This window comes from Pseudomonas frederiksbergensis (assembly GCF_001874645.1).
Lineage (GTDB): Bacteria > Pseudomonadota > Gammaproteobacteria > Pseudomonadales > Pseudomonadaceae > Aquipseudomonas > Aquipseudomonas frederiksbergensis_B.
Genome location: NZ_CP017886.1, coordinates 53835 through 79435, shown reverse-complemented (window position 1 = coordinate 79435; position 25601 = coordinate 53835). Strand labels below are relative to the sequence as shown.

The 25601-nt window shown below is 54.9% G+C and carries 20 protein-coding genes and 1 pseudogene; 17 read left to right on the top strand and 4 right to left on the bottom strand.

All coding sequences use genetic code 11. The features are described 5' to 3' along the window. Positions 1-173 precede the first annotated feature (173 nt). From BLL42_RS00395 to BLL42_RS00335, 10 genes are all read left to right on the top strand, one after another. Positions 174-587, top strand: a complete 414-nt coding sequence (locus tag BLL42_RS00395; protein WP_071550192.1) for an arsenate reductase ArsC — start codon at positions 174-176, stop codon at positions 585-587. Between the two features lie 8 nt (positions 588-595). Next, the gene (locus BLL42_RS00390; protein WP_071550191.1) at positions 596-952 is read left to right on the top strand and encodes a metalloregulator ArsR/SmtB family transcription factor; all 357 of its coding nucleotides are present in this window, start codon (positions 596-598) and stop codon (positions 950-952) included. A gap of 160 nt (positions 953-1112) precedes the next feature. Further along, positions 1113-2126 carry an ArsJ-associated glyceraldehyde-3-phosphate dehydrogenase gene (locus BLL42_RS00385; protein ID WP_071550190.1) on the top strand — a complete coding sequence of 338 codons (1014 nt, stop codon included), beginning with the start codon at positions 1113-1115 and terminating at the stop codon, positions 2124-2126. A 9-nt stretch (positions 2127-2135) separates the two neighbouring features. After that, on the top strand, positions 2136-3356 hold the full coding sequence (gene arsJ, locus BLL42_RS00380; RefSeq protein WP_071550189.1) for an organoarsenical effux MFS transporter ArsJ: 1221 nt from the start codon (positions 2136-2138) through the stop codon (positions 3354-3356). A 739-nt stretch (positions 3357-4095) separates the two neighbouring features. Beyond that, positions 4096-4644: a CHAD domain-containing protein gene (locus tag BLL42_RS00375; RefSeq protein ID WP_071550188.1), complete on the top strand. Its 549-nt coding sequence runs from the start codon at positions 4096-4098 to the stop codon at positions 4642-4644. Positions 4645-5482: 838 nt separating this feature from the next. Next, on the top strand, positions 5483-6475 hold the full coding sequence (locus BLL42_RS00360; protein WP_071550185.1) for a Ppx/GppA phosphatase family protein: 993 nt from the start codon (positions 5483-5485) through the stop codon (positions 6473-6475). A 285-nt stretch (positions 6476-6760) separates the two neighbouring features. After that, positions 6761-7534 (top strand): ParA family protein, encoded by a 774-nt coding sequence (locus BLL42_RS00355; protein ID WP_071550184.1) that lies wholly within the window; start codon positions 6761-6763, stop codon positions 7532-7534. Positions 7535-8399: 865 nt separating this feature from the next. Then, the gene (locus tag BLL42_RS00345; RefSeq protein ID WP_071550183.1) at positions 8400-9932 is read left to right on the top strand and encodes a GGDEF domain-containing protein; all 1533 of its coding nucleotides are present in this window, start codon (positions 8400-8402) and stop codon (positions 9930-9932) included. A 293-nt stretch (positions 9933-10225) separates the two neighbouring features. Further along, positions 10226-11146: a diguanylate cyclase domain-containing protein gene (locus BLL42_RS00340; RefSeq protein ID WP_071555656.1), complete on the top strand. Its 921-nt coding sequence runs from the start codon at positions 10226-10228 to the stop codon at positions 11144-11146. Between the two features lie 167 nt (positions 11147-11313). Further along, a complete protein-coding gene (locus BLL42_RS00335) occupies positions 11314-15072 on the top strand; it encodes a response regulator (protein WP_071550182.1) in 3759 nt (1252 codons plus the stop codon). A 156-nt stretch (positions 15073-15228) separates the two neighbouring features. On the opposite strand, the gene sorB is transcribed toward BLL42_RS00335, so the two are convergent. Together sorB and sorA are read right to left on the bottom strand one after the other, a co-directional pair. After that, entirely contained in the window at positions 15229-15867 is a 639-nt protein-coding gene (gene sorB, locus BLL42_RS00330; protein WP_071550181.1) for a SorB family sulfite dehydrogenase c-type cytochrome subunit, read from the bottom strand. A gap of 11 nt (positions 15868-15878) precedes the next feature. Next, the gene (sorA, locus tag BLL42_RS00325; RefSeq protein ID WP_071550180.1) at positions 15879-17120 is read right to left on the bottom strand and encodes a SorA family sulfite dehydrogenase catalytic subunit; all 1242 of its coding nucleotides are present in this window, start codon (positions 17118-17120) and stop codon (positions 15879-15881) included. Between the two features lie 577 nt (positions 17121-17697). Here sorA and BLL42_RS00320 point away from each other — a divergent pair. The 4 genes from BLL42_RS00320 (at position 17698) to BLL42_RS00305 (ending at position 21262) form a co-directional block, all read left to right on the top strand. Further along, complete coding sequence (locus tag BLL42_RS00320; RefSeq protein WP_071550179.1) at positions 17698-18735, top strand: GGDEF domain-containing protein; 1038 nt, start codon at positions 17698-17700, stop codon at positions 18733-18735. Between the two features lie 181 nt (positions 18736-18916). Beyond that, positions 18917-19555 (top strand): cytochrome b/b6 domain-containing protein, encoded by a 639-nt coding sequence (locus BLL42_RS00315; protein ID WP_071550178.1) that lies wholly within the window; start codon positions 18917-18919, stop codon positions 19553-19555. Then, positions 19552-20343, top strand: coding sequence for a molybdopterin-dependent oxidoreductase (locus BLL42_RS00310; RefSeq protein ID WP_071550177.1), 792 nt, complete (start codon positions 19552-19554; stop codon positions 20341-20343). Before BLL42_RS00315 ends, BLL42_RS00310 begins: the two co-directional genes overlap by 4 nt. Positions 20344-20596: 253 nt before the next feature. After that, positions 20597-21262, top strand: a complete 666-nt coding sequence (locus BLL42_RS00305) for a dTMP kinase (protein WP_071550176.1) — start codon at positions 20597-20599, stop codon at positions 21260-21262. Between the two features lie 168 nt (positions 21263-21430). On the opposite strand, the gene BLL42_RS00300 is transcribed toward BLL42_RS00305, so the two are convergent. Beyond that, positions 21431-22072, bottom strand: coding sequence for an FMN-dependent NADH-azoreductase (locus BLL42_RS00300; RefSeq protein ID WP_071550175.1), 642 nt, complete (start codon positions 22070-22072; stop codon positions 21431-21433). 106 nt (positions 22073-22178) lie between these two features. Here BLL42_RS00300 and BLL42_RS00295 point away from each other — a divergent pair, with 106 nt between their 5' ends. Then, entirely contained in the window at positions 22179-23033 is an 855-nt protein-coding gene (locus BLL42_RS00295) for a LysR substrate-binding domain-containing protein (protein WP_071550174.1), read from the top strand. A 95-nt stretch (positions 23034-23128) separates the two neighbouring features. Then, positions 23129-23320: pseudogene (locus tag BLL42_RS00290) on the top strand (IS5/IS1182 family transposase); the annotation flags it as partial. Between the two features lie 102 nt (positions 23321-23422). On the opposite strand, the gene BLL42_RS00285 reads toward BLL42_RS00290, so the two are convergent. Then, complete coding sequence (locus tag BLL42_RS00285; RefSeq protein ID WP_071550173.1) at positions 23423-24322, bottom strand: LysR family transcriptional regulator; 900 nt, start codon at positions 24320-24322, stop codon at positions 23423-23425. A gap of 107 nt (positions 24323-24429) precedes the next feature. Between BLL42_RS00285 and BLL42_RS00280 the strand changes: the two genes are divergently transcribed. Beyond that, on the top strand, positions 24430-25599 hold the full coding sequence (locus tag BLL42_RS00280) for an MFS transporter (RefSeq protein ID WP_236721952.1): 1170 nt from the start codon (positions 24430-24432) through the stop codon (positions 25597-25599). The last annotated feature ends 2 nt before the right edge of the window (positions 25600-25601 follow it).

Below are 25601 nucleotides of genomic sequence, written 5' to 3'. Positions count from 1 at the left end.
CATGACTACAACAATATGTCTATTTGCTGGCTTTTTTGGCTACTTGGCCTTGATAGGTCAATGCTTTCGAGGTGGAGGAGGTAGCCGAAGCGCTGATTTTCAGAATTATCTGCTTTACTAGATATGCGATAATTCATATATTCGAATTTCCGTATGTTGTCAGAGATGCCGTAATGCCCGCCAAATCTCGCGTTTTGTTCGTCTGCATAGCCAATGCCGCTCGTTCACAGCTGGCCGAGGCGTTGCTGCGTCATACCGACTCGGAGCATTTCGAAGCCTATAGCGCGGGAAGCGCTCCGACCCAGGTCGATCCGCGCACCATTGCGGCGCTGGCTCATCTGGGCATCGACACTACAGGGCTTCGCAGTAAATCCATCGACGAATTCAAGTTGGGCGAGTTCGATTACGTCATTACCTTGTGCGACAAATCAGCTTACGAGTGCGAGCCCTTACCCATCTCTGGTGAGCGGTTGGCATGGGATTTTGAAGACCCGGTAACCAGCGAAAAGCACGATGCTTTCCGCCATACCCTTCATGAAATTCATGAGCGAATCAAAATGTTCGTGCTCGTGAAAAACAAACGCTGAGATCTGATATGGCAACCCACCTGACACCAACCACTGTCTTCAAATGTCTCGCCGATGAAACTCGGGTGCGCATCATGCTGCTGATCGCTCGTGAAGAAGAGCTGTGTGTATGTGAACTGACCTGTGCGCTGGATGAAGCCCAGCCCAAGGTTTCCCGGCATTTGGCCCAGCTACGTACTTGCAGTTTGCTGGCTGATCGTCGTCAGGGGCAATGGGTTTACTACCGACTGCATCCCGACCTACCGGATTGGGTTCACTCGATTCTGGGGACAGTGCTGGATGCCAACAAACATTGGCTAAGCCCTAACTCAAAACGTCTTGAAGGCATGGGCGACAGGCCGGAGCGCGCTGCTGCCTGTTGTTGAACCTATCGTTTTCAAAGCACAGATCGACTGGGTGCCGCTGGCCATGGGGGCTGTGGCGCTGCGTCCACGCGCCATTCAGCATCCTGTCCATGTTCAATACATCGCCCAATTCGACCCTGAACAATCGGGCTCCCACTAACAGCACATAGAGCACAAACGCATGACCATCAAAGTAGGTATCAACGGTTTCGGACGTATCGGTCGGCTGGCACTGCGTGCAGCGTGGGACTGGCCTGAGTTTGAGTTTGTGCAGGTCAACGACCCGGCAGGCGACGCGGTCACTCATGCCCATCTGCTGAACTTCGATTCTGTTCATGGCCGCTGGCAGCAAGAGGCCAGCGCCGAGGGTGATAACGTTGTGATCGGTGGCAAGCGCATTAAGATCAGCGCCCATAAAACCATCGCCGAAACCGACTGGTCGGGTTGCGATCTGGTGATCGAAGCCAGTGGCAAGATGAAGACTGTCGCGGTGCTCCAGGCTTATCTGGATCAAGGTGTGAAGCGCGTGGTGGTCAGTGCTCCGGTCAAAGAAAAAGGTGCCCTGAACATCGTCATGGGGGTGAACCATCAGCTGTTCAAACCCGCAGAGCATCGCATCGTGACGGCGGCATCCTGCACCACTAACTGCATTGCTCCAGTGGTTAAGGTGATCCACGAAAAGCTCGGCATTCGCCATGGATCGATCACCACCATCCACGATTTGACCAACACCCAAAGCATTCTGGATCAACCGCACAAAGACCTGCGCCGGGCTCGTGCTTCGGGCATGAGCTTGATCCCCACCAGCACCGGTTCAGCCACCGCCATTGCGGAAATCTTCCCAGAGCTTCGTGGCCGATTGAATGGCCACGCCGTGCGTGTACCGCTGGCCAATGCTTCGTTGACCGATTGCGTCTTTGAAGTCGAGCGTGCCACCACTGCGGAGGAAGTGAACCAGTTACTGAAAGACGCTTCCGAAAACGAGCTCAAAGACATCCTCGGTTACGAGGAACGTCCCCTGGTGTCCATCGACTACCGCACGGATCCGCGTTCCTCAATCATCGATGCGTTGTCGACCATGGTCATCAATGGCACTCAAGTGAAGCTCTACGCCTGGTACGACAACGAATGGGGTTACGCCAACCGTACCGTCGAACTGGCCAAGCTGGTCGGTCTTGCCGGCGAGCAGGGGTAGGAAGTCATCATGAAGGCGTTGTCAGCCCTTTCCCAGGACGTGCGCCAGTACCTGCTGGTGACCGGTAACTACTGGGCCTTTACCCTCACGGACGGCGCACTGCGCATGTTGGTGGTGCTGCACTTCCATGCGTTGGGCTACTCGCCTTTGCAGATCGCGTTTCTTTTCCTGTTCTACGAAATCTTCGGTGTCGTCACCAACCTGCTGGGAGGATACCTTGGCGCTTGGTTGGGATTGAACCGAACCATGAATGTCGGCCTGGCGTTACAGGTCATTGCCTTGTTGATGCTGGCGGTGCCATCGGGATGGCTGACCATTCCCTGGGTGATGGGGGCTCAAGCGCTGTCAGGCATCGCCAAAGACCTCAACAAGATGAGCGCCAAGAGTTCGATCAAGCTGTTGGTGCCCGATGGTCAACAAGGCACGCTGTACAAATGGGTGGCCATCCTCACCGGCTCCAAGAATGCACTCAAGGGAGTGGGCTTTTTCCTCGGGGGAGCGCTGCTCGCGTTGTTGGGTTTCAAGAGTGCGGTGGTGGCCATGGCGGCGATGCTGGGCGTGATCTGGACAGGCAGTCTGTTTCTGCTCAAGAAGGACTTGGGCAAGGCAAAGGCCAAACCCAAGTTTCGCGACATTCTCTCCAAGAGCCGGGCAATCAACATCCTTTCTGCGGCGCGCATGTTTCTCTTCGGGGCTCGCGATGTCTGGTTCGTGGTGGCCTTGCCGGTGTACCTGAGCACTGCGTTTGGATGGGACTTTTGGCAGGTCGGCGGTTTTCTCGCAGCCTGGGTGATTGGCTACGGCATCGTGCAGTCTTTAGCGCCCTCGATCACCGGCAAGAGCCATGGAGAAGTCCCCGATGGTCGCGCAGCCTTTGTCTGGGCGCTGTCCTTGGCCGTTCTGCCCGCCGCTATCGCCATCGGTTTGAGCGCTGATCTGTCGGCTCAGGTCGTCTTGTTGGGTGGACTGATGTTGTTTGGAGTGTTGTTCGCCGTGAACTCGTCACTGCACAGCTACCTGATTGTGTCTTACGCCAAAGAGGACGGCGTGTCTCTGGATGTGGGGTTCTATTACATGTCCAACGCCATGGGTCGATTGATCGGGACTGTATTGTCAGGGTGGGTGTTCCAAGCCTATGGGCTGGTCGCTTGCTTATGGGTTTCCAGCGCTTTTGTCCTATTGGCCGCCGTGATTTCTATTGCCTTACCCAGGCACGCCAAGGCGATATGAAACCGTCAGGATGATGGAGAGATTCTTCTGCCTGGCGAGACAGGTAAAGAGTAGGCAGCCTGATGCAGTTGATGTCGGAGGCAAGCCATGAGCAGGTTCATCGACATTTCACTATCGACGTTTTGTGTTCTCGCAATGCTGATGCTCTCTGCCTGTCAGCAGAGTGAGAGCCCGAAAAAGGCGCCTTTTCCCATCAACCACAGGACGGTAAAAAGTTTTAGGGGAGGGACGAACCATGACTGAAATTTTTTGCGCATATCCATTGCCTTGATAGATCAGCACGCATGGTGTGGGCCGCCGTCGCAACAAGCATAGTCCGACCGCTGCGCAACGGATTGGCAATAGGTCTACGCAATATTTCGGTGCACATTGGCGTGACGGGGCCAGCTGTTCAGCAATGCTTCGAGTTCAACATCGTCTATCAGTCCTACTGGGTATCGTTGCAATAGCGCGGCTCTGTACTCAGCCGTTTGCATCACCGGCATTTGATTCCTCCATGGCGCGCGGATCATTCTCTTCCGTGAGTCTGTGTTCGCAGTTAAACGTCGAATTTTCTTCCGGCACTCTGCGTTCATAAAATCACCCTCTAGCGTGTTAGCGAGGGAAAGCTACGGGGGTTGTGTGACAGAAATAAGTCAAGCGGGCGATATCAAATTAATGGCAATTCTCTAAAGCGAAGCAGGCCTTCCAACAACGCTGGGGTTCTGTGATTTCACCCTTCTTGAGCTGAAGCAACCTGGTGTTGAATCGCGTCGAGATACTGAGATTTCAGTTGGTCGGCCAACGGGCCGAGTCTCGATTAGGTTCAAGCTACGACGAAATTGTTAGAGGCTCGTCCATCAAGAATCTGCTGCTTCAACTGGATGTTTGGCCGTCGAGCTTTCGTCAGGTTGAGGTCAATGGCGGGCTGAAGCATATTCAGCCTCAAATTAAGAAAACCCTGCGAAAACAGATTGATCGATTACATGCTGCCGTAGATGACGTTAAATTTGATCGGCACGAATTGAGAATACTGGTCAGACGAACCCGTTATCTGACCGAAGCGTTCCCCGAGTTATCTCCCTTGTCGAGGGATGCTGCAAAATCGCTAAAGGGGCTGCAATCAGCATTGGGCGCTTGGCATGACCACTATCAGTGGTGTCAAAAGGCGCTGGTCGAAACCGACTTGCGACCGCTGGAGCAGGCCTGGTTGTCTTCTGCGACCACCGCCCTCGAAAAAGCCGAGACTCAATTGGTAGGTCTGGCGCAGCTGCTGCCAAAACTATCAGGCAAAAAAAAGCTGCCTTAGATGGCAGCAAAAAAAAAGAGCCCGCGTTGTGTAGGGTGAGTATTGCTGTCGACTGGTTACAAAATGATGACGCATTTGTTGGGGCGCAGAGATCATTCCTTAAGACGGCTCTGCTACAGATCTGTTAATGCTGATAGGCAAGGGATGCGGTGCGTTTACACGATCTTCCAGTCTTTTCACGAACGCTTCGGCTTCTGCATAGCTGCGAAATTTGACGCACCACGCACTCATCCAGACAACAACCCAGCCTTCGGGTGTGTTCGCCTCCTCGATTCTGATCAGCATCACTGAAATCCCTTTATGAGGTGGTTCAGGTCAATCACGAGCCTGGGCAAAAATGCTCGTACCATTTCGAGATATGAATACCGACTCGGAAGCCGTGTAGGTAACCGGTTGACGGGTTTCATCTGACGGTTTTTCTCAGTGACTCAATTCCCTTTCTGACGGACTCGGCGTTCAAGTCGAGTGTAGCGATAGCTCCAAGAACATGACTGGAAACGTCAGTAGATCCTCTCTGATCGATCCACATCCCTATCGACTCAATGGCGTCGGCCAGCGCGAGCTGGTTTTCGTGGAGCTTTTCGAGAACGTCAGGCAGTTGAGAGTCAGCTGGCATGGCAACATTTCCTTAGGGGGAAAGGCAAGCCTAGCAGCGTCAGAGCGGGTGTGCCGGAACGCCCAGGTCGTCCAGATAGGTTGCACTGGTGTCTGTTGCATTGAAAATGGATAGTCGGTGTCATCTTGGCGTCATTGAACCGATGGCAAGATCCTCGCAAACCGTCTTGAGTGCCCAGCAGTGCTCCGCCTGCTGGCTGATGAATGTGCGAGGAATACCCGTATGAAAGGAGACGCCTCCCTGTTTGCGGCCATTGACCTGGGTTCCAATGCGTTTCGCCTGATGATTGGCCAATCGGTCAAACGGAACCAGCAGATCGTTATCCAGGAAGTGAAAACCTTGCGTGAGCCCGTCCGTCTAGCGGAGGGATTTCAGGGCGGGGCGCTGAACGAATTGGCGCTGGATCGGGGATGGCAGGCACTCGCGCGATTTGGTAAAAAGTTACGCGGCTTTGAGGCCGGTCGTGTACGTGCGGTGGCGACCAGTGCCGTCCGTGAAGCTGATAATGCTCAACTTTTTCTCTCCAGTGCGGAGCGACATTTAGGTTTTCGTATTGATGTCATCTCTGGGCATGAAGAGGCCCAACTGGTGTACGCCGGTGTTGCCCACACGATACCGGGAACAGAGAGTAAGCGACTGGTAGTGGACATTGGCGGTGGCTCGACTGAATTGATTCTGGGGCAGGGTGTTCACCCCCTGTTGACCGAGAGTATTGCCATTGGCAGCGGTACCTTTGGTGTTCGTTACTTTCAGGGAGGCGGTATCACGGCTCAGGCGCTTCTTGAGGCTGAGCGAGTGGCCACTCTACAGTTTGAAAAAGTTGCGCGTCGTTATCGCGTACTGGGTTGGCAGCAGACTATCGGCTCTTCAGGTACCGCAAGGGTGCTAGCCAAAGTGCTCAAGGCCAACGGATTGAACGACTATGGCCAAAGCGGTATTACCTACGGCGGTCTGTTGCGCTTGTCGTTGCGTCTGCTGGAAGTGGGGCATGTCAAACAACTCAAATTAGCGGGCTTGCCAACCCATCGCCTGAGCGCCTTGCCCGGAGGCCTGGTGGTCATGCTGGCGGCGTTCAAGGTATTTGGTATCTCGCATATGACTCCCTCCGAACCAGGTTTAAGGTTCGGCGTTCTTCATGGCCTGATGTGTAAACACCAATCCCCGACAGTGACCTCACAGAAGTGGGTGCCTGAGATTGCCCGATATCGAGCATGATCATTAGGGGCTCTGCTGTTACCTCTCGTTGTCTAGTGATACATCCCTTGCCCGCCTTCTGCAGAGCAGCTTCGAGTGCCCGGTAAACAGAGGACTTCGATTGCTCACGAACAAAAGCTTTAGCACCATCCTGTGCCTGCTATTGAATGCAGCCGGAGATGCTGTTGCGCGATTGCCATGTCCAGATACGATAAGCTGGCGAGAGGATTCAAAGGCCTGATCATGCCGGCCTGTAAAACTCAGGGGAAGAGGCATGTCCACATACGATAAATTTTGGGACATTTCATGAGACGCGTTGTGTTCAATCAAAAAGGTGGCGTCGGCAAATCCAGCATCGCCTGTAACCTTGCGGCCATCAGCGCCTTCGAGGGTTACAGGACATTACTGATAGATTTGGATGCTCAAGCAAACTCCACTCATTATTTGACAGGCTTGGGTGGTGAGGATGTTCCCCTTGGGATCGCTGACTTCTTCAAGCAGACACTGTTCCCAGACCCCGCGTCAAAGAAAGCACAAGCCCATATCCATGAAACACCCTTCGACAACCTGCATTTAATCGCCGCCTCGTCGGAGTTGAGTGATCTGCAATCCAAACTGGAGACGCGCTACAAAATTCAGAAGCTAAGCAAGCTGCTCGACAGGCTTGATGGAGATTATGAGCGGATCTATATGGATACTCCGCCGGGGCTGAACTTTTACAGCGTTTCGGCGCTGATTGCCGCTGACCGCTGTTTGATCCCTTTTGATTGCGACAGCTTTTCTCGCCAAGCGATTTACGGTGTGCTCAGAGAAGTCGAGGAGATCAAAAGTGATCATAACGACAGGTTGGAGGTTGAAGGCATCGTCGTTAACCAATACCAGGCTCGCAACGCATTGCCGCAACGACTGCTCGACGAGTTGATTGCCGAGAAAATGCCGGTACTGTCTGCGTACCTGATGAGCTCCGTGAAAATGCGTGAGTCACATCAAGCCAGCAGGCCGTTGATCTATCTGGAACCGCAACACAAGCTCACCCGGCAATACGTGGAGCTGTTCAGCTTGCTGGAGGGCCGGCCCTGAATGGGTTCCTCATGCATACGGTGCGGATAGAGGCGTGTGAGACAAGGTTTTACTCCTGAATGTGAGTGCTGAGGCACAGTTGACTCACTGGCCAGATGACCACTGTTATAGATCGCCTGACGACTAAAAGCCCATGTAGTCGTGTTCAGGTCCAGGAACTTTGCTCCAATATAGGGCCAGCCCATCATGACTGGGGATGGACAGCTGTTGCCCATCCTGGCTGAAAGCGAGTCCGTGGACATGCTTCAAGGTGACCGTCGTCGCGGCGCTGGCATTCAGGTGGGTAAGCCCAACCAACACTCCAATCGATATCGCCCGGCGTAGAGTCCTTCTCAAATACATGATCCATTCTCCAATCGCGACTGAGCGTTGCTGGTCGATACCTGGTTCGCGGCTAACCTCGTCTGCGGATGAAGCTCAGCAGATGAAAATTAAAAAGGTGCCTAACGTCGGCACCCAAAGCCCAGCTCTCAACCAAAGGGGAACAAAGAGATGAGGCAATACAACTGTAGCTCATAGCCTCTGGACTGTTACTCGAACATTAGCCGGAAACCAATACAGTGAGGTAGCGATTGAAAGGCAGGCTCGGTTAGGCAAGCTCCACGCCATCAACATGGTGAGAGCGAGCGCGAATTTCCATGGCTGGATCGGCTTGAACGCATAAGAATGGCAATGTGATAAAGGTGATTGAAAGGTTTATTACCTTGACCTCGATATTCCGACTATCACCCCCCATCTCACCGATGGACAGATCGAAATCGTTGCCAGCATGAACATGACGCAGTACAGAGGTAGCCTCTTATTGGCAGGACTCAAAGCATGCCATCATAATAGTGGCATTTAGTAACGCATAACGGAGACGACGATGAGGGTGGCGCTCGAAGTCAGCCAGGTAAAAAGGCTGCGTCAGTTCATAACCTATGCCCGATTGGCCGCCTCCACTGTGATGGTAGTCGGCATAGGTGTGTTGGCTGGCTGGCTGCTTGATGTGCCTGTGCTAAGAACTGTACTTCCTGGCTGGACTGCGATGATGGTCAATACCGCCAGTATGTTCACTGTCCTCGGAGTGGGGCTGTGGTGCGCTACGTTCAGAACGTCCCAGGCCGGAAGCTTGATAAGGCGGCTTGGCGCTGTCTTGGTGATACTTGTTGGGGGATTGACCCTCGTTGAGTATGCCCTGTCGGTTGATCTAGCGATTGATTTGCTACTTCCTTTCGAGCTTCAACACAGCCAGCCCGTTACTTTTCCGGGACGTATGGCTCCTGCGACAGCACTGTGCCTTCTGCTTTCTGGCTTTGGCCTGCTGCTTGAAGGCAGGTCGTTACTGCCGCAATTTTTTGCGTCGTCGGCGCTATTCATAAGCCTGATGGCGCTTGCTGGTTATTTGTTCAGCGTCAGCGTGCTCTATTCGGTCGGCCTCTATAGCTCTATGGCCATCCATACGGCTATTGCGCTGATCCTGTTCAATACCGGACTGCTGGTTATCCAGGAACGCTCGGGATTCGTCGAGTTGCTGACAAGCGATACAGCGGGTGGCAAGGTAGCGAGAAGCTTACTGGCTAGTATCCCTGTGGTAATTCTCAGCATCGGAGGTGCCCTGCTAGCCGGAGAAAAGCTGGGCTACTACGACAACCGATTCAGCTTGGCGTGGATGGCGACGCTGAGCATCGCCACGCTCGTTGCGGTAATCCTGAGAACGGCGAGGCATCTCCATCAGATCGATAAGTCGAGAGGGAATGCCCAGGCGGAACTGGCTGCTCTGAATGCTGCCCTTGAATTGCGGGTGGTCGAGCGAACCAGTGCACTGGAAACGGCGAACAGGACGCTAATGAGCGAAATGTTGCAGCGACAAAAGGTTGAAGATGATGTGCGTCGACTCTCACTGACGGATGAATTGACCGGTTTGCACAATCGCCGTAGTTTTTTTCTTTTGGCTGACCAGCTAATGCGCTCAGCTCGCCGTAATGATCAATCCTGCGCGCTATTTTTTATTGATCTCGACGGCCTGAAAAAACTCAATGATGTCCACGGCCATGAGGCGGGCGACTTGGCGATCATAGCTGCCGCGCAGGTGCTCAAAGCAGCGTTTAGAGTTAGCGATGTTGTTGCCAGGATCGGCGGTGATGAGTTTGTAGTCTTGGCTGTCGACGTGAAGGAGTCGGTCGATATTCTCTCTGCTCGTGTGCAAACACTGGTCGATGAGTTCAATGACAGTGATCGCTGCCGTTATCCTGTCGCCTTAAGCATCGGCGCTGTTCGTTGTTCGCCAAAGGAGCTGAAGCCTCTGGGTGAGCTGCTTGCTGGTGCCGATGCCGCGATGTATGCCAATAAGCAGCTTCGTCGTAAGCAGGCTCTTTATTGTGAGGGGTGCCTAACACGTGTTGAAACCTGCGTCTGAACGTAGATTCCGAGTCAGCGTGTTTTTTGGGCTGATAGATTTGGGGAGGGACGGGAGCTGCTGCTCATCGGTACAACGGAGCTCTTCTGCGACATCGAAGGCTTTCCCCGATATCAGTAAAATTCGTTGGAACTGTTGATCGCGCCAAGCGTTGCTTTTTAATGATAGCTTTGCAACGGCTCCATACGCAGCTGTCGGTGGAAGTGGTGTTGATGGCACATGGCACTCAATCTGCTTGTGGGATGGGGGGTGACGCCATTACGGCAAACGATGATCACGATAGGGATGAGTCGATGTCAGATCTTCTTGCCGAGCAGAACCTGATACTCATTGTTGACGACAGCGTCGATACGATTCGTCTATTGAGCGGCATGCTCAAAGATCAAGGCCAGATACTGTTCGCCACCAGCGGCGAAACCGGAATACGTTTGGCCCAAGAGCGACAGCCGCAACTGATCCTGCTCGATGTGGAAATGCCAGGGATGAGTGGCTATGAAGTCTGCGCGGCGCTGAAAGGAGACCCAAGCACCTCTGGCTGTGCTGTCATTGTTATAACGGCACATACGGGGGTGGACAGTGAAGTCGCAGCCTTGGCTTCTGGTGCAGTGGATTACATCACTAAACCATTCAATCCTCCGGTCGTGCGCGCACGCGTTCAGACGCATCTTCGACTGCAGCAGCACAATCAATTATTGCTTCAACTGGCGAATCGGGATGGTCTAACGGGGCTATACAATCGACGTTTTTTTGATGAAGCACTTGCAGTGGAGTTCGAGCGGCACCGACGGCAGAAAATGCCTTTAGGCCTAATACTTATCGATATTGATCACTTCAAGGCTTACAACGATCATTATGGTCACCAGGGTGGCGATGAGTGTTTGAAGCGTGTATCGGCTGCCATTGGCGCTACCACGAGACGACCTGGTGAAGTCGTCGCACGCTATGGCGGTGAAGAGTTCGTGGTCATCCTGCCGCACACGGGAACAGATGATCTACAAAAGCACGGGGAATGGATCTGTAAACAGGTTCGTAGTTTAAACCTCGAACATCAGTCTTCAGCAACCGCCAGCAGCGTTACGATCAGTGCCGGTTTAGCCTGCATTGTGCCTAATCAGAGCGATTCTATGCAGCAACTGATAGCCGCAGCGGACCAGGCGCTATACCAAGCAAAGTCAACTGGGCGAAATCGTGCGGTGATGGGTACGCCTAAGTGATTCGAAAACGCTGGCGTGTAGCCGTCAGCGGCCATAGCTTCGTACCGGACTGAACTACATTCTATACGGGGCGGGCTTAGCGCAATGGCCCCTTGGGTATCCAGTGAGGGAGCGTAGAGAGACACCTAGAGAGTGCTTTGCTTGATGGTTAACCAAGGAGCATCAGCTTGCAGACCGAGAAGAGAACGTCCCATTTTTTTGCAAGCGCGTGGTTTGTATGGCCTTGCCTTCTGCTTGTGTTATGCCTGACAACCACGTTGGTGGTACTGGTCTCTGACTACTGGACTCGGCAAAAAGCCACCTCGGAACTTGATGCAGAACTGGTCAGAATTGCCAACGTGCGCTTTGGGCAGTTGCAACAGCGGATTGCCGACGTGCACAACGATGTTTTGTTTCTATCCAAGGTTTCTGCGGCGTCGGGAATGGCTCGTGCTTCCCTTGCCGGAGCTATTGACGCCAAGGAGAGCGACCGCTACGAGGCTTGGAAACACCGGCTCGAACAACTCTACAGCGCCTACCTCGAAACCAACTCACACTACTTGCAGGCCAGGCTGATTGGCGTTGCGAATAATGGCAAGGAGTTGATGCTGGTTGAGCGTAAAGCGGGTGCTGTGCAGGTCACACCATCCGACCAGTTACAGTTCAAGGGCGACAGCGATTATTTCCAAGCCACCCGTAAACTGCGCCAAGGGCAGGTTTATACCTCCGAGTTCAGCCTCAATCGTGAGCGGGGCAAGGTGGAGCAGCCCATTGTCCCAACGGTACGGGTGGCAACCCCTATTTATGCAGACGACGGTAGCCTATTCGGTATCGTGGTACTCACTATCGACAGCAACGCCGTATTGCCCCAAGTGGGAGAGCGGTTGCCTGATAACTATTCTGCTTACATCATCAATCAGGACGGGGACTTTCTGCTGCACCCTGATTCAGGTCGCGCCTTTGGTTTTGATCTGGGTAAGCGCTATCGATGGGAAGATGAATTTAAGGCGGTGAGCCCGTCTGCTTCGGCAGAGGAAGGCCCAGTCCGGAATTGGAGAAGCCCAACGGGAAACTTGCTGCATACGGTACAGCATGACGAGGTACTGAGCGGTGAGGGGGCGGAGCGCCACCTGACAGTCTTTGCGGCTGTCAGTGATACAGCGGTCATCGAAAGTGTGGCCAGTTCGAGGCAGATAACCCTGTTTACGATGCTGGTCATTTCCGGCATCGCTGCCGGCTTTCTTTACCTGTATGGGCTCAGTACGCGACGTCAGTTGCAAGTAATGATGGAGCAGAGACGCCGTGCTGCCATTGTCGCCAACTCTAGTGATGCCATCGTTGGTACAACACCACAAGGCTTTGTGCTCAGCTGGAACGAGGCCTCAGAGCGCATGTTTGGCTACAGTGAAGGCGAGGCAGTAGGCCGCTCCTTAGCCGAGTTGATTGGCTCGCCGGAATTGTTAGCGGAACAGATGCGCCTGACGGCAGCCATTGAGCGCGGAGAAGCAGTCTCCCATTTCGCTACAACCCGACGCCGACGCGATGGCACGACCGTGGACGTCTCTATCGCTGTTTCACCCGTCCGTGAGGCTGACGGTAAAGTGACAGCCATTGCACAAACAATTCGTGATATCAGCCAAGAAAAGGCCAACGAATCTCGGATTCTCTCGCTGAACGCCAATTTAGAGCAGCAGGTCGCTGAGCGTACTGACCAGTTACTGATCGCCAAGGATCGTGCCGAAGTCGCCAGTCAAGCGAAGAGTGAGTTTGTTGCCAATATGAGTCATGAAATTCGCACGCCGATGAATGCCGTGTTGGGCATAACGCACCTTCTGGCCAATACGTCTTTATCCACCGAGCAAAATAAATACCTACAAATGCTGCGAGGTGCAGGGGAGTCCTTGCTTGAAATGTTGGATGACATCCTGGACTTTTCCAAAATTGAGGCCGGTCACTTAGAGATTGTCCCCGTTCCCTTCCAGTTGTGCGATGTACTCAACGCGCTGGCAACCATTATGTCCATCAATGCCGTCAACAAGGATTTGGAGCTGGTGATCGGCGTCGAGCCGGATGTACCGCAAGCTTTTATCGGTGATGCACTGCGGTTACAGCAAGTGCTGGTCAACCTGGTGGGTAACGCTATTAAGTTCACTGAACATGGGGAAGTTGTTGTACTCGTGCAGCAGGTGGGGAGCGAAGAGGGCATCGTCAACGTGTGCTTCCGGGTGCGTGATACCGGCATTGGTCTGACGAACGAACAACAAGCGCGTTTATTTTCACCATTTTCCCAGGCAGATACCTCGATCACCCGTCGCTTTGGCGGCACTGGCCTTGGGCTGGCTATTTCGAAGCGTTTGGTTTCCCTAATGGCGGGAACCATCAAGATGGAGAGTTCCGTCGGCGTCGGCAGTGAGTTCCAGGTGACTATTCCGCTTCGGCAAAACAGCTCCATTGAACACAGACAACAACCACAAAACACCTTGGGGCACTTACGCATTTTGGTTGTCGATGACAACGTGACCAGTCGTGAGTATTTGTGCAAAACGATTTTTGGCTGGAACTGGCAAGCCGATGGGGTGGAGTCTGGCAAGCAGGCGGTAGAGCAGGTGCGCGTGCTTGAACAGCGTGGTGAACGCTATGACGCGGTGATAGTAGATTGGCAGATGCCGGGCTTGAATGGGCTGGAAACCATGCAGGAGATCCGGAGGATACTACCTGCGTATACGCAGCCGATTATCATCATGGTCAATGCGTTTGATCAGGGTAAGCTCATGCAAGAGCCTTCGTCGGCGGAGATCGATGCAGTTTTGATCAAGCCCATTACCAGTTCAAATCTGTTCGATACGCTGCATGAAGCGCTGGCAGCGCGAATAGATCCCCAAGTGTCCGTCCAATTCAAAAGCGAGAACTTATCTTCAAGTCTGCCATTGGATGGCGTCCTCCTGTTGCTGGTGGAAGACAATGTCCTGAATCAGTTCGTGGCAACGAAAATACTGGAACACGCTGGCGCGATTGTGGAGGTCGCCGGCGATGGTCAGCAAGCGGTCGATAGATTGCGTGCCGATCCGCAGCGTTATCAAGTAGTGCTAATGGATGTGCAAATGCCAGTCATGGATGGTTTTTCCGCCACCCGAGTTATCCGCAATGAGTTGCAACTGACAGTGCCGATATTAGCCATGACTGCGGGGGTATTTGAGTCTGAGCGTGAGCAGTGTGTAACCGCTGGTATGGATGGTTTTATCGCCAAACCCATTGACGTCAAGCAGATGCTGAGCACCATCCGCCAGAATGTGCCGACTACCACTCAGACATCAAAGACGCCAAAAACAACGACTTTAGCACCTTCGATTGACGACCTTTCGGCATTCGATGTTGGGCCGTTACTCGCCGTCGCCAAGAACGACAAAACCTATTTTGACACCCTCATTACATTGATCAAAAGAACTGTAGAGGACGGCGTCGCTCCCATCACTAAAGCGCGTATCGCATGGCAAGAAGGGCGGAGCCGCGATGCGGCGAGCCTGTTCCACACACTGCGGGGAACCCTCGGTACGTTAGGCGCCAGGCGTTTTGCAGAAACATCTCTACAAATCGAATTGGCCATTAACGATAACGATAGGACGCGCGCCGCCGCATTGTTTGATGTGATCACGCTGGATCTGGAGGAAACGCTGTCGGCTGCGAAACAATGGATCGCACAACAGGGAGTATCTGAAACGAATGAGGATGCTTCTGCGAACTGGGATCCATCCCAAATAACTGAGTTTTACCTACTGCTCCAGCAACAGAGTTTGGATGCCTGTGAGCTCTACAGCGCTTTGCGGTCGTCGCTTCTATTACAGCTCGGTCACGATCTGGCCAAGGAGTTGGACGCGGCAATGGAGCGGCTGGATTTTCAAACAGCATCGGCGTGCATTCAGTCTGTTACTCCTGCTGGATGGGACTGAAAGCGAGGTGGGGCACCATGGCAAAAGCTGAAGCCGATTCGCCTTTGAAGTTGGCTCAGCACGGCTGTTGGTAGCTGCCGGAGCCGTGATTTGAAAAGCGTAGAGGTGCGGCTAGCACCTCTACTGTTTAAATACCTGGCCGAGCCGGGAATGAACTCACCGATGCAGTACAAAAGTCGCCAGGGTTTGCAGATCGTCCGGGCTTAACTGCGTGAAAGGCGGCATCGGGATATCCCCCCATTTGCCGGTACCACCGTGCTGAATGCTGGACGTTACTTTGGCCAGTGCCTGCGGGTCATTGGCATACCTGGCTGCCACATCGTGATAGGCCGGGCCTACGACCTTATGATCGATCGCGTGGCAGGATAGACACGAGTTGCTCTGCAGCAAGGCCATGGCGCCGACTTTGGCTACAGGCGCCGCCGGGGCTTGGGCTGCCGATGGGCTCGAGGCAGCCTGCACCTCGGCATCGCTCGCATGGGCGCTGCCATAGGTCACCGCAAGGTAGGCGCCGATGATGTTCACATCCTGATCGCTGATCGGAGCACCATACACGTGCTGCATCTTGCTCGCTTCTCCAGTCCACTGCGCCAGGCTCATGCCGGGAGGCTGGAAGTTGATGTAATCGGCAGAATGGCAGGTGGAGCACTTCTGTTGAGCCAATGGGTACCCGGGCAGAGCATTGGGTTTGAACACAGCCGTTTCGGGCGGCAATGTGATCGTTAGTGGCGCTGCGCTAGCCATGGCAGCCAAACAAACCTGAGCCGCGCACAGCAAGGTGGTTATGCGTTTCATGCGGGGCCCCCTCAGGCGACGGTCACGTGGCTGGTTTCTACGACGTGGCGGCGGTAACCACCGGGGTTCCAGTCGGCTCGCAGCGGCTGCGTCTCACCCGCATGGTTACTGGCTCGCACCATTAACTGTGTGGCGCCCTTGCGGGTAAAGGTGATCGGCAGCGTCCACTCACGGAAGGAGAAACGGCCAAGATCCGCTCCAAGCTTGGCTTCGCGCCAACTTTTTCCGCCGTCGATCGACACTTCCACCTTGTTGACCCCAACGCCGCCGTCGAACGCAATGCCCTTGAGCACCACGCTTTTTTTCAGCGGCAACACATCGCCGTGTTTGACGCTAGTGATGAAGCTGCGTACCGGCAACTTGGAAATAGGCAGCGTTTGCGCCGCAGTGGTACCGGGGGCGATGCAGAAACAATCGTTGTCCGGAACGCGGTAGCCTTTAGCCATGAAGAAACCGTCGTAGGTGTGGTCGACGACTTCGATCTCACTCAAGTGCTTGACCCAGTACGTGCCGAAGTAGCCTGGCACCACCAGACGTATCGGGTAACCATTGAGGAATGGCAAGTCAGTACCGTTCATCGACCAGGCGATCATGGGCTCGCCGTCCATGGCATGACTGATGTCCAGGGCCTTGATGAACTCCGGAGTGCTCGGCAGCACTGGCTTATCGAGCCCACGGAAGGTCACGTGCTTGGCGTCGGCTTTCACCCCGGCCTTTTCCAATATCGCCTTGAGCGGTAACCCCACCCAGCGGGCATTACCCATTGAACCATTGCCCAGTTGAGCGCCGAACACGCGCGGCATCGAGAAGCCACGGCTGTTACCCGAACACTGATTGACGGCCACCACTTCTACCGGTTCGGCCAGCGCCTTGAGTTCGGCAAGGGAAAGTGACAGCGGTGTGTTGACCGAGCCCTTGATCGTCAGACGGTAACTGTCCGGATCGATGCTGGTAGGGAAATTGGCCAGATGGTAACGCACAAAAAAGGCGTCATTCGGGGTGATGGGCCCTTCGTTGAAGACGGGGAATGGCGTCTCAAGGTGCGGCGGGCGGGTGGTCACCAGGGTCAACGGTCTTTTTTGCGGGTATTGCACCAGCGGCCGTGGGCCGGCAGCAAAGGTCACTTCTTCCGGTGCTTCTTCGGCTGCTTTGGCAAGGTTTGCCAATGGAGACGCTGCCAAAGCCAGGGCGAAGGCATCGCGTAGAATGCGCCGGCGGCTCGGGTTGCCGTTATCAACAAGACTGAACTTCATGCTGCTCTCTCCATGAGTGTTTTACTGAGATGCATCTGCCAGCACCCCACACACCATTGGGGAGGAGAGGCATCCGACGTAATGTATAAGTGGGTTTTCAATTAACCGACTGACTTCGATTAGCAAGCCAGTATCGTCACGCGCAAAGCGACTGCTTTTCATTGAACGTCAGTGACTTGGCATTTGATGACAGACGATGCCGACAGGTATAGCCAACCAATGACTGGCCGGGCCAGTCTGCGATTCTGTAACACCCACACTCCTTATTTTCGCTACTTCCTGCACCCAGGCTCGCCAAAATGAGGCAGTACAACTGTAGCTCATAGCTCTTTAGTTGTTATCAGCACCCAGCGTCAAGTCAACCTCGGCGCTGACAGTCAGCTCAGGCCGAGAAAAAAACTAACGTCGTGTCCGGGATTAGTTGACCACTACACAAGGGCGTACGGTCTTTTGGGGCATTAGAAACGATTAAGGTAGCGGGTGTGTCAGATTTGCTGACACTGATGGCTGTTTGCTACACATACGGATATGCTGCCCTGACTTCATATTTGCCAGTAAAAACAACCACAGTGACATTATGAGCCAATCAGAGACGCATGCGACCGCCCTAACGCTGTATCCAGAGGACTCCCGCGAAGCGGTGGCTCTGCTGAAGCAGGCCGTACCACTGATGGTGCGTCACAACATCCCACCTAATCCCGTGCACTATGCGCTCTGGTACACCTACAGCAAAGGTCAGGAACCGGAGCTCAATCGTCATCTGGACAGGGTTGTCAAAGACTTCGACTGTTTTCCTCCCGAATCCGCTGCGAAGCTTTTTCGCGACTACATCATTCGCCACGAATTGGAGGACGCCCGCGCTGGACAGCAACAAGCAATCAATCTGGTTGACGACATGGAGCGTGATGTCTCGCAAAGCATGAAGAGCAATCTCAACTTTCAAACCAGCCTTGGGCAGTGCATGGAAATGCTTGAGGAGCCGGTCAATGAGAGGTTGCCCACAATACTAAGCGAGCTGCAGCAAAGCACCCAGCTAATGCAAGATCAGCAAGAGCTTTTCCTTTCTCAGCTGCATTCCGCGCAAAATGAGATTAAAAGTCTGAGGGACAAGCTCGAGCGAGCCCAACTGGCCGCGACGCTGGATGGCCTGACTAAGGTGTTGAACCGAGCCACCTTCACTCGCTTACTGGAGCATGCGCTGAGCAACGCTCCTCATGGGGTGGCGTTGGTCATGCTGGATATCGACCATTTCAAGCAATTCAATGATCAGTATGGTCATCCGTTGGGTGACCGCGTACTTGAGCATGTCGGTCAAGTGTTACGGAACTCACTTCCACCCGAAGCCTTGGCTGCACGCTATGGTGGCGAAGAGTTCTGCGTGATTCTGCAGAACTGCCCCGATATCACTAACGTCCATACCTTCGCTGAACAGCTGCGTCTTAAAATTCAGTCGTTGCGGATCAAGGCACGTGGCACTGACGAGGTGCTCGATACAGTAACTGCATCCTTCGGCGTCGCTCTTGCCAAAACAGGTGACAATGTTGAAAGCCTCCTGACCCGTGCCGATGACGCGCTTTACCGAGCCAAGCGCAATGGTCGCAATCGAGTGAGCTGATCGAGGACTTTTGCTTCCAACTCCATGAGCGTGGTGAGTACGCCTCTGCACCCGCTGATAGGGGCGATTTATGACGTCTACAATTAGCTTGGGAGTTATCACGTTAACTTTAACTTTACGTGAGGATTTAGGGATGTTTAGGCCTACATAATCCCTACAAACCTAACGCTTGGAGCCGATCATGTCAGCGTTGCCTACATCGACCAGCGTTACCTCCCCGCGTCCGGTGATCAGCCATCCTCGCTGGCTAAGGTTGACTCATTGGTTGAATGCTTTGGCCGTGCTGGTGATGGTGACCAGTGGTTGGCGAATCTATAATGCGTCTCCTCTGTACGGCTTCAGCTTTCCAACGTCGATCACTCTGGGCGGTTGGTTGGGCGGGGCGCTGCAGTGGCATTTCGCTGCAATGTGGTTGCTGGTTTTCAATGGCCTCGTCTATTTGATCATCAATGTTGCCAGTGGCCGTCTTTCACGTCGCTTTTTCCCGGTGTCACCCAAAGGTGTGATGCGTGACCTATGGGCCGCGTTGAGGGGACGTTTGGGGCATGCCGACTTGAATCACTACAACCAGGTGCAACGGGTTGCTTATCTGTTGGTAATGGTCGACATCGCGATGATGGTTGTCTCCGGGCTGGTGCTTTGGAAGTCCGTTCAGTTCGCAACACTGCGCGAGTTGATGGGCGGCTACGAGGGCGCACGTCACGTGCACTTCATCGCGATGGCGCTGTTGATGGGGTTCGTCGCGGTTCATCTGGTGATGGTCGCACTGGTTCCTAAAACACTGTGGGCGATGATCGTCGGTCGCAAGGAGCGCGTATGAGCAAGCGAAATGAAGGGGCAGGGCTGGACGAGTCATCCATTCTGACAGACGCCAGAAAAATCATTGCGCCTCAAATACAAATAGAAGACCGCTCGCGCCGGTCGTTCCTGCTACGAGGCCTGACCCTCGGCGGTGTGGTTATGTTGTCCGGCTGCAATCTAAGCAACAGCGAAAGCGTTGAAACTGCCCTGTCATCGATGTCCAGGTTCAATGATCGGGTGCAGGGCTGGTTGTTCAACCCTAATGCATTGGCGCCGACCTATCCGGAGTCGATGATTACCCGACCGTTTCCCTTCAACGCCTTCTACGACATTGACGAGGCGCCTGTGGTCGAGGAAGCCGGTTATCGACTGGAAGTGACCGGGCTGGTGGCGGACAAGCGCAGCTGGCGGCTCGAAGAGCTGCGAGCCATGGCGCAGACCGAGCAAATCACTCGGCACATCTGCGTCGAAGGCTGGAGCGCAATCGGTCGGTGGGGCGGGGTACGGTTTAGCGACTTCCTGAAACGGGTCGGTGCCGACACGGACGCGAAATATGTCGGCTTCAAATGTGCGGACGACTACTACACCAGCATCGACATGGCCACCGCACTGCATTCGCAAACCCTGCTGACACTGACCTATGACGGAGCGGTTCTACCTCGCCAATACGGTTTCCCGATGAAACTGCGCATGCCCACCAAGCTCGGCTACAAGAACCCCAAGCACATTCAGGCGATATTCGTCAGCAACACCTACAGCGGAGGCTACTGGGAAGACCAGGGCTACAACTGGTTCGGCGGCAGTTGACGAGCGCTGAGCAATGTCACCGCGCAGCCCTCGCTGCGTTCATTCGCCGATACATAATTTAACTAATGGGCGATGACCGATGTTCATAAGCGGCTGTAACCCCGGATTTTGAGACCCGTTAGCCAGAAACCAGGTTAGAGTGTTCATCAATGTCTGTTCATAAGGGCCTTTCACTCGATTCGCGTAGTCGCGCCAAGCGGTTCCAGCGAACGAACCGGGCAAAAAAAACCGTATATCAATCGTTATTTGAAGAATGAATCGTCCGCTGTTTGTTTCTCTAGATGGGCCCAAGGGAACCGGCAAAACCACACTGCTGGAGGCCGTTACGAAAGTACTGAGGGCAGACAACAAAAAGGTGATCCGACTTTGCGAGAAAAAAAGCGATCCCTATAGGGGTGAAACAATGGCCCTCGTTAACAAGCTCGTCAGAAATCCCACCCGGGATTTTGAGTTGGGGGTTTGTGAGCGCTTTGCTGATAGCCGTACCTGGATTTCCCAGCACGTGCTGGCTAAACAGCCACCAGGCAGCATCATCTTGATCGATCGCTGGTACCCGTCTGATGCCGCATTTCGCCGGATAGTCCCGTTTGCAGAGATTCTACAGTTAAACATTGATCGAAACGTGCGAGTGCCAGACCTGCATGTCGGGGTTGTCACCGCCCCTGATATTTCATGGGCGAGGGCAGCGGCACGACGGCGTGGGCTGAGCAGTACTGTGATCCATAAGCTGGAAGAACATGTCGCTTGTACCAAGGCGTTCGAGCGAGCGATTGCAGATCACGGCTGGGTTTTATGCCGTAATGAAGGAACGATCGAAGACGCGACGATGCAGGTTATTTCTGAGATCTATAGAGTCCTTCGATGCCCCGTAGGCGAAGTTCGCTGCGTCGGCCTTGATGCGGTTGAGATAGATCCTTAGCAGGATCGAAGGGGTGATTTGTCGCCGCAGCGGTAGCCGGCGGAGGAAGGCGGACGGCAGGGAAACGGACAGGACCTGACCTATGCGCAAATGTCTTGGACCGAACCAGGCGGCTCGCCATCTGGCGGGTAACGAGCCCCCACACAGGTTGAACGAGCCCCTGAAGAGTCAGCGACAAATACTATCTGCCAATCTCCTGGCCTGCTGAGTCGCGGCCTCACGCGCGCTGAGATCAACGTCTTCCCCTAGGATGGTTTTCTCCACAATCACCGAATGCACATCCGTTACACCGACAAATTTCAGCCAGGCTTCAACATAGGGCTTCTGAAAGTCGAAGCACGTTGCCGGTGTGATCGACTGCGCCGAATAATCCAGGCCACGGGCGTACATCACCACAGCGGTTTTGTTGAGCAGCATGCCTTCCAGGCCGCGCTCCGGGTCAAAGCTGAACAGGATGTCTTTCTGCGACACCAGATCGATGAAGTGCTTGAGTTTGTACGGGATACTGAAATTCCACAGCGGTACTGACATCACCAGCACATCCGAGCGGTGCAGGTGACCTGCCAACTCTTTCAACGTGTTCCAGGCGTCTTGTTGTGCGGAGGTCAAGGGCGTGCCATTGAGTCCGGCGTATTTGGCCTCCATTGCCAGATCATCGAATTCCGGCAAAGCCATGTTCCAAAGGTCGAGAGTGATGATTTCGGTGTCTGGGGTGTTTTCTTGATAACGCGCAATGAAGCTGCGGGCGACTTCCAGGGAGGCCGAACGCTGCTTGCGCGGAGAACATTCAATATGGAGAAGAGTAGTCATGGCACGCCTCGAGTGGTGGGGAGATAGGGCAGGTGGGAACATTGCAACATAGTTAAATTTGAAATATAAATCGTAAATTCATACGCCATTGATCACGTATAAAACTATGTTCGATACTCTGCTGCTCAAAACATTTGTCACCGTCGTCGATGAAGAAGGCTTCAGTCGTGCAGCGCAGAAGCTGCACCTCACTCAATCTGCGGTCAGTGGCCACGTGCGGCGATTGGAAGAACAGATTGGTAAACCCCTGTTGACGCGTACCACCCGCTCCCAGCAACTGACTCCCGATGGCGAGCGCTTGGTCTCTTATGCGCGCACGATCCTTGTGCTGAACCGCGATGCCTGGGCAGAACTGACGCGCATGCCTTTTCACGGACGGCTGCGGATCGGGGTGTCCGAGGATTTTGTCGAATCGCGGTTACTGCGCACTTTTCAGGATTTCGCGGCGCAGTACCCGGGCATGGAGATCGACGTGCAGGTGGGCATTCCTGGCATGTTGCTGAACCTGATGAAGCAAGGTCATCTGGAGCTGGTCATCGGTTCTCTATGCGAAACCAGCGAAGCGGGGCTGCTGCTGTGGCAAGAGCCGCTGGTGTGGGCCTGGTCGGCACAACCCGTCGCCCAGTTACCGACGCCGTTGCCACTGGCTCTGTTCCCCGAGCCGTGCCCTTATCGCGAGGTAGCGCTGACGAGGCTGGCCCAGGCGGGGATCGCCCAACGCACTGCGATGTTATGCAGTAGCACTGCCGGGTTGCGGGCGGCGGCGCTTGCGGGCTTCGCGGTAGCGCCCATGACACTCAGTCAGTTGAGGCAAGGACTGGCGGTTCTTGGGGTAGAACAAGGGTTGCCGGATTTGCCGGATGCGCAATTTCGATTGTTTACTTCTCCTGACGCGGATCAGGCGATTGTGGCAGCGGTCACTCAGCTCATTGTGGAGTATTGCTCCACGCGGAGGGCTTGACAGTCATTCACGAAAGGCCGCTATCGACCCAGGCTGTGTGAAAACGCCAGTGATTGTCTAACCTTTTGATCGTCGAGATCTGATCGGGAGCGATCATGAAGCGATTCATTGAAGGTGAGACTCGGACGCAGGTGACGCTGCTGCCGGAGTGCCTGGACGATTACGTAGCTGAAGAAAATCCAGTCCGAGTGGTCGACGTTTCCGTCGATGAACTCGACCTCGGTGCACGTGGGGTTGAAGGTGTTGATCCTGCTGCAACGGGTCGTCCGGCCTACCATCCAGCGATCAGCTTTGTGGGGACAGTTCAATTTATGTGGACACCATTTTTAGCCTCACAAGCGGATCGTCATGCGCCAACGAACCACCGCCCATCCAACCACTAAAATCATTCACTTCGCTCGCAGGGTCTGCTCGATGATTTCGACAAATGCCTTGACCAGCGGGCTGCGCTCGCGTTTGCGCGTCAATACCAGTAAGGGGGCGGTGGCCCCGGGTTCGGCCAAGGGCCGATAGGTCACACCGCGCTTGACCAGGGTCTGGGTGCACTGGGGCACCACGGCGACGCCACGGCCTGCGGCGACCAGGGCGATGATCGAGGTGATCTGCTTGCCCTTCGGCGCGGGCACGGGTGTCAGCGCCTGGCGCCGATATAGCGCCTCGATGATCTCGTTCAATCCGGAACCGTAGTCGGTCGGGAAGGCGATCAACGGGTAGGCGCTCAGCTCGGCAAGTGTCACCTGTTCTTGCCGGGCGAGCGGGCTGTCACTGGCAATGGCCGCGACCAGCGGCTCGTTGTCCAGGCAGATGGCTTGAATCTCGGCATCTTCGGCGGGCGGCTGCATACGACTCATGCCGATATCCAGACGTCCCTCGATGAGCTGCGACCATTGGGTGCTGGACGCGCCTTCTTCCACGGTCAATTGCACATCCGGATACGCCGAGCAGAAGGCCTGAATGGTCTGGCTGAAGATGTCCGACAGCGCAATCGAACTGGCGTAGCCCACCGCCAGATGACCAGCGGAACCCGCCGCCAGCTTGCTGGTAATGCTCGCCGTCAGATCGACTTGCTCCAGTACAGCCCGGGCGTAGGGCAGAAAGTGCCGACCCTCGGAGGTGAGCGTGACGTTGCGGGTGCTGCGATCGAACAGGCGAAAGCCCAGTTCCGCCTCCAGTGCCGAAATCTGCCGCGTCAGTGGCGGCTGGGCAATGTGCAGGCGTGCCGCGGCACGGCCAAAGTGCAACTCGTCGCTGACGATCAGGAAGTAGCGCAGACGGCGGAGGTCAATCATCGTCATCCTTGAGGTATCAATCGGTCAGAAATAGGTATTGGATCAATTCGACGGCCTATCTTATAAAATTGTTAAAAAATATTACAAATAATCTTGGGAATCATCGCGTGAGTTGTCCTCGAGTTGCTTTGTTTCTGGCTGGGTGCGCCGCTTTTATCAACCTTTATGCCACTCAAGGGCTGCTCAACGAGTTGGCCTCGGCGTTTCACATTTCCGCCAGGCAAGCGAGCTGGAGCATCACCGTCACCACCCTGGCCGTGGCAATCACCGCCCCCTTTGTCGGCCGGTTGACTGCGCGGGTCGAGCAGCACCGGGTCATCGCCGTGGCCGCGATATCGCTGGCACTGCCTGCGGTGATGGCGGCCTGCTCGGGCAGTTTCAGCGAGCTGCTGCTCTGGCGAGCGGTGCAAGGCATGCTGATTCCGGTGGTGTTTGCCACCAGCGTTGCCTACATCGGCGTGCGCTGGAGCGGCGGGGCCGTGACGGAAATGACCAGCCTATATATCGCCGGCACGGTTCTGGGCGGCTTTAGCGGACGCTTTTTGACCGGCCTGGTGACCGAGTTCGATGATTGGCGCCTGGCGCTGGCAGTGCTGGCCGGCTTGAATCTGATCATCGGTCTGGGGATTTTCCTGCTGTTGCCGCGCAACCTTCGGTCCCCCGTACAAACGCCTGCCGATCGCCAGGCAATGCGCAGCGAATTGCTAAGCAGGCCGTTGCTGGCCACCTGCGCCGTGGGTTTCTGCGTGCTGTTCGCCCAGGTCGCGATGTTTACCTATGTCGGCTTACACCTGAGTCGGGCGCCGTTTGCGCTGGGCACCGCTGCGCTCGGTTCGATTTATGCGGTGTTCCTGCTGGCACTGGTGGTGGTGCCGATCGCCGGGCGCATGAGCAAGGCCCGGCCTCGCAGTGAATTGGTGAGGGTGGCGGCATGGCTGGGCGTCAGCGGCTCGGTGCTGACCCTGTGGTCATCGTTGTGGCTGATCGTTGTCGGTCTGGCACTCAGTTGCACCGGCGTGTTCCTCGCCCAGTCCGCGGCCAATGCCTTTATCACCGCCCATGCCCGGCAAGACAAGGCCGGCGCCGTGGGCGTGTATCTGACCTGCTACTACCTGGGCGGCAGCTTCGGCGCGTTTGTGCCTGGCGTGCTGTGGGAGCAATGGGGCTGGCCTGGCTGTATCGCGTTGATCGCGGTTTTTCAGTTGCTGCCGCTGCTGATCGTGCGGGGTGGTTGGAAGTATTCCGCATTGCCATCATCGCCGCTCCCGCGCCCGTGAAT

Bases quoted from the DNA above. Each gene is read 5' to 3' on its own strand.
- BLL42_RS00310 (WP_071550177.1), top strand. From the start codon at position 19,552: ATGAGCAAGCGAAATGAAGGGGCAGGGCTGGACGAGTCATCCATTCTG.
- BLL42_RS00340 (WP_071555656.1), top strand. From the start codon at position 10,226: ATGTCAGATCTTCTTGCCGAGCAGAACCTGATACTCATTGTTGACGAC.
- sorB (WP_071550181.1), bottom strand. From the start codon at position 15,867: ATGAAACGCATAACCACCTTGCTGTGCGCGGCTCAGGTTTGTTTGGCT.
- BLL42_RS00360 (WP_071550185.1), top strand. From the start codon at position 5,483: ATGAAAGGAGACGCCTCCCTGTTTGCGGCCATTGACCTGGGTTCCAAT.
- BLL42_RS00285 (WP_071550173.1), bottom strand. From the start codon at position 24,322: ATGATTGACCTCCGCCGTCTGCGCTACTTCCTGATCGTCAGCGACGAG.
- BLL42_RS00315 (WP_071550178.1), top strand. From the start codon at position 18,917: ATGTCAGCGTTGCCTACATCGACCAGCGTTACCTCCCCGCGTCCGGTG.
- BLL42_RS00305 (WP_071550176.1), top strand. From the start codon at position 20,597: ATGAATCGTCCGCTGTTTGTTTCTCTAGATGGGCCCAAGGGAACCGGC.
- BLL42_RS00395 (WP_071550192.1), top strand. From the start codon at position 174: ATGCCCGCCAAATCTCGCGTTTTGTTCGTCTGCATAGCCAATGCCGCT.
- BLL42_RS00355 (WP_071550184.1), top strand. From the start codon at position 6,761: ATGAGACGCGTTGTGTTCAATCAAAAAGGTGGCGTCGGCAAATCCAGC.
- arsJ (WP_071550189.1), top strand. From the start codon at position 2,136: ATGAAGGCGTTGTCAGCCCTTTCCCAGGACGTGCGCCAGTACCTGCTG.
- BLL42_RS00385 (WP_071550190.1), top strand. From the start codon at position 1,113: ATGACCATCAAAGTAGGTATCAACGGTTTCGGACGTATCGGTCGGCTG.
- BLL42_RS00390 (WP_071550191.1), top strand. From the start codon at position 596: ATGGCAACCCACCTGACACCAACCACTGTCTTCAAATGTCTCGCCGAT.
- BLL42_RS00320 (WP_071550179.1), top strand. From the start codon at position 17,698: ATGAGCCAATCAGAGACGCATGCGACCGCCCTAACGCTGTATCCAGAG.
- BLL42_RS00345 (WP_071550183.1), top strand. From the start codon at position 8,400: ATGAGGGTGGCGCTCGAAGTCAGCCAGGTAAAAAGGCTGCGTCAGTTC.
- sorA (WP_071550180.1), bottom strand. From the start codon at position 17,120: ATGAAGTTCAGTCTTGTTGATAACGGCAACCCGAGCCGCCGGCGCATT.
- BLL42_RS00295 (WP_071550174.1), top strand. From the start codon at position 22,179: ATGTTCGATACTCTGCTGCTCAAAACATTTGTCACCGTCGTCGATGAA.
- BLL42_RS00300 (WP_071550175.1), bottom strand. From the start codon at position 22,072: ATGACTACTCTTCTCCATATTGAATGTTCTCCGCGCAAGCAGCGTTCG.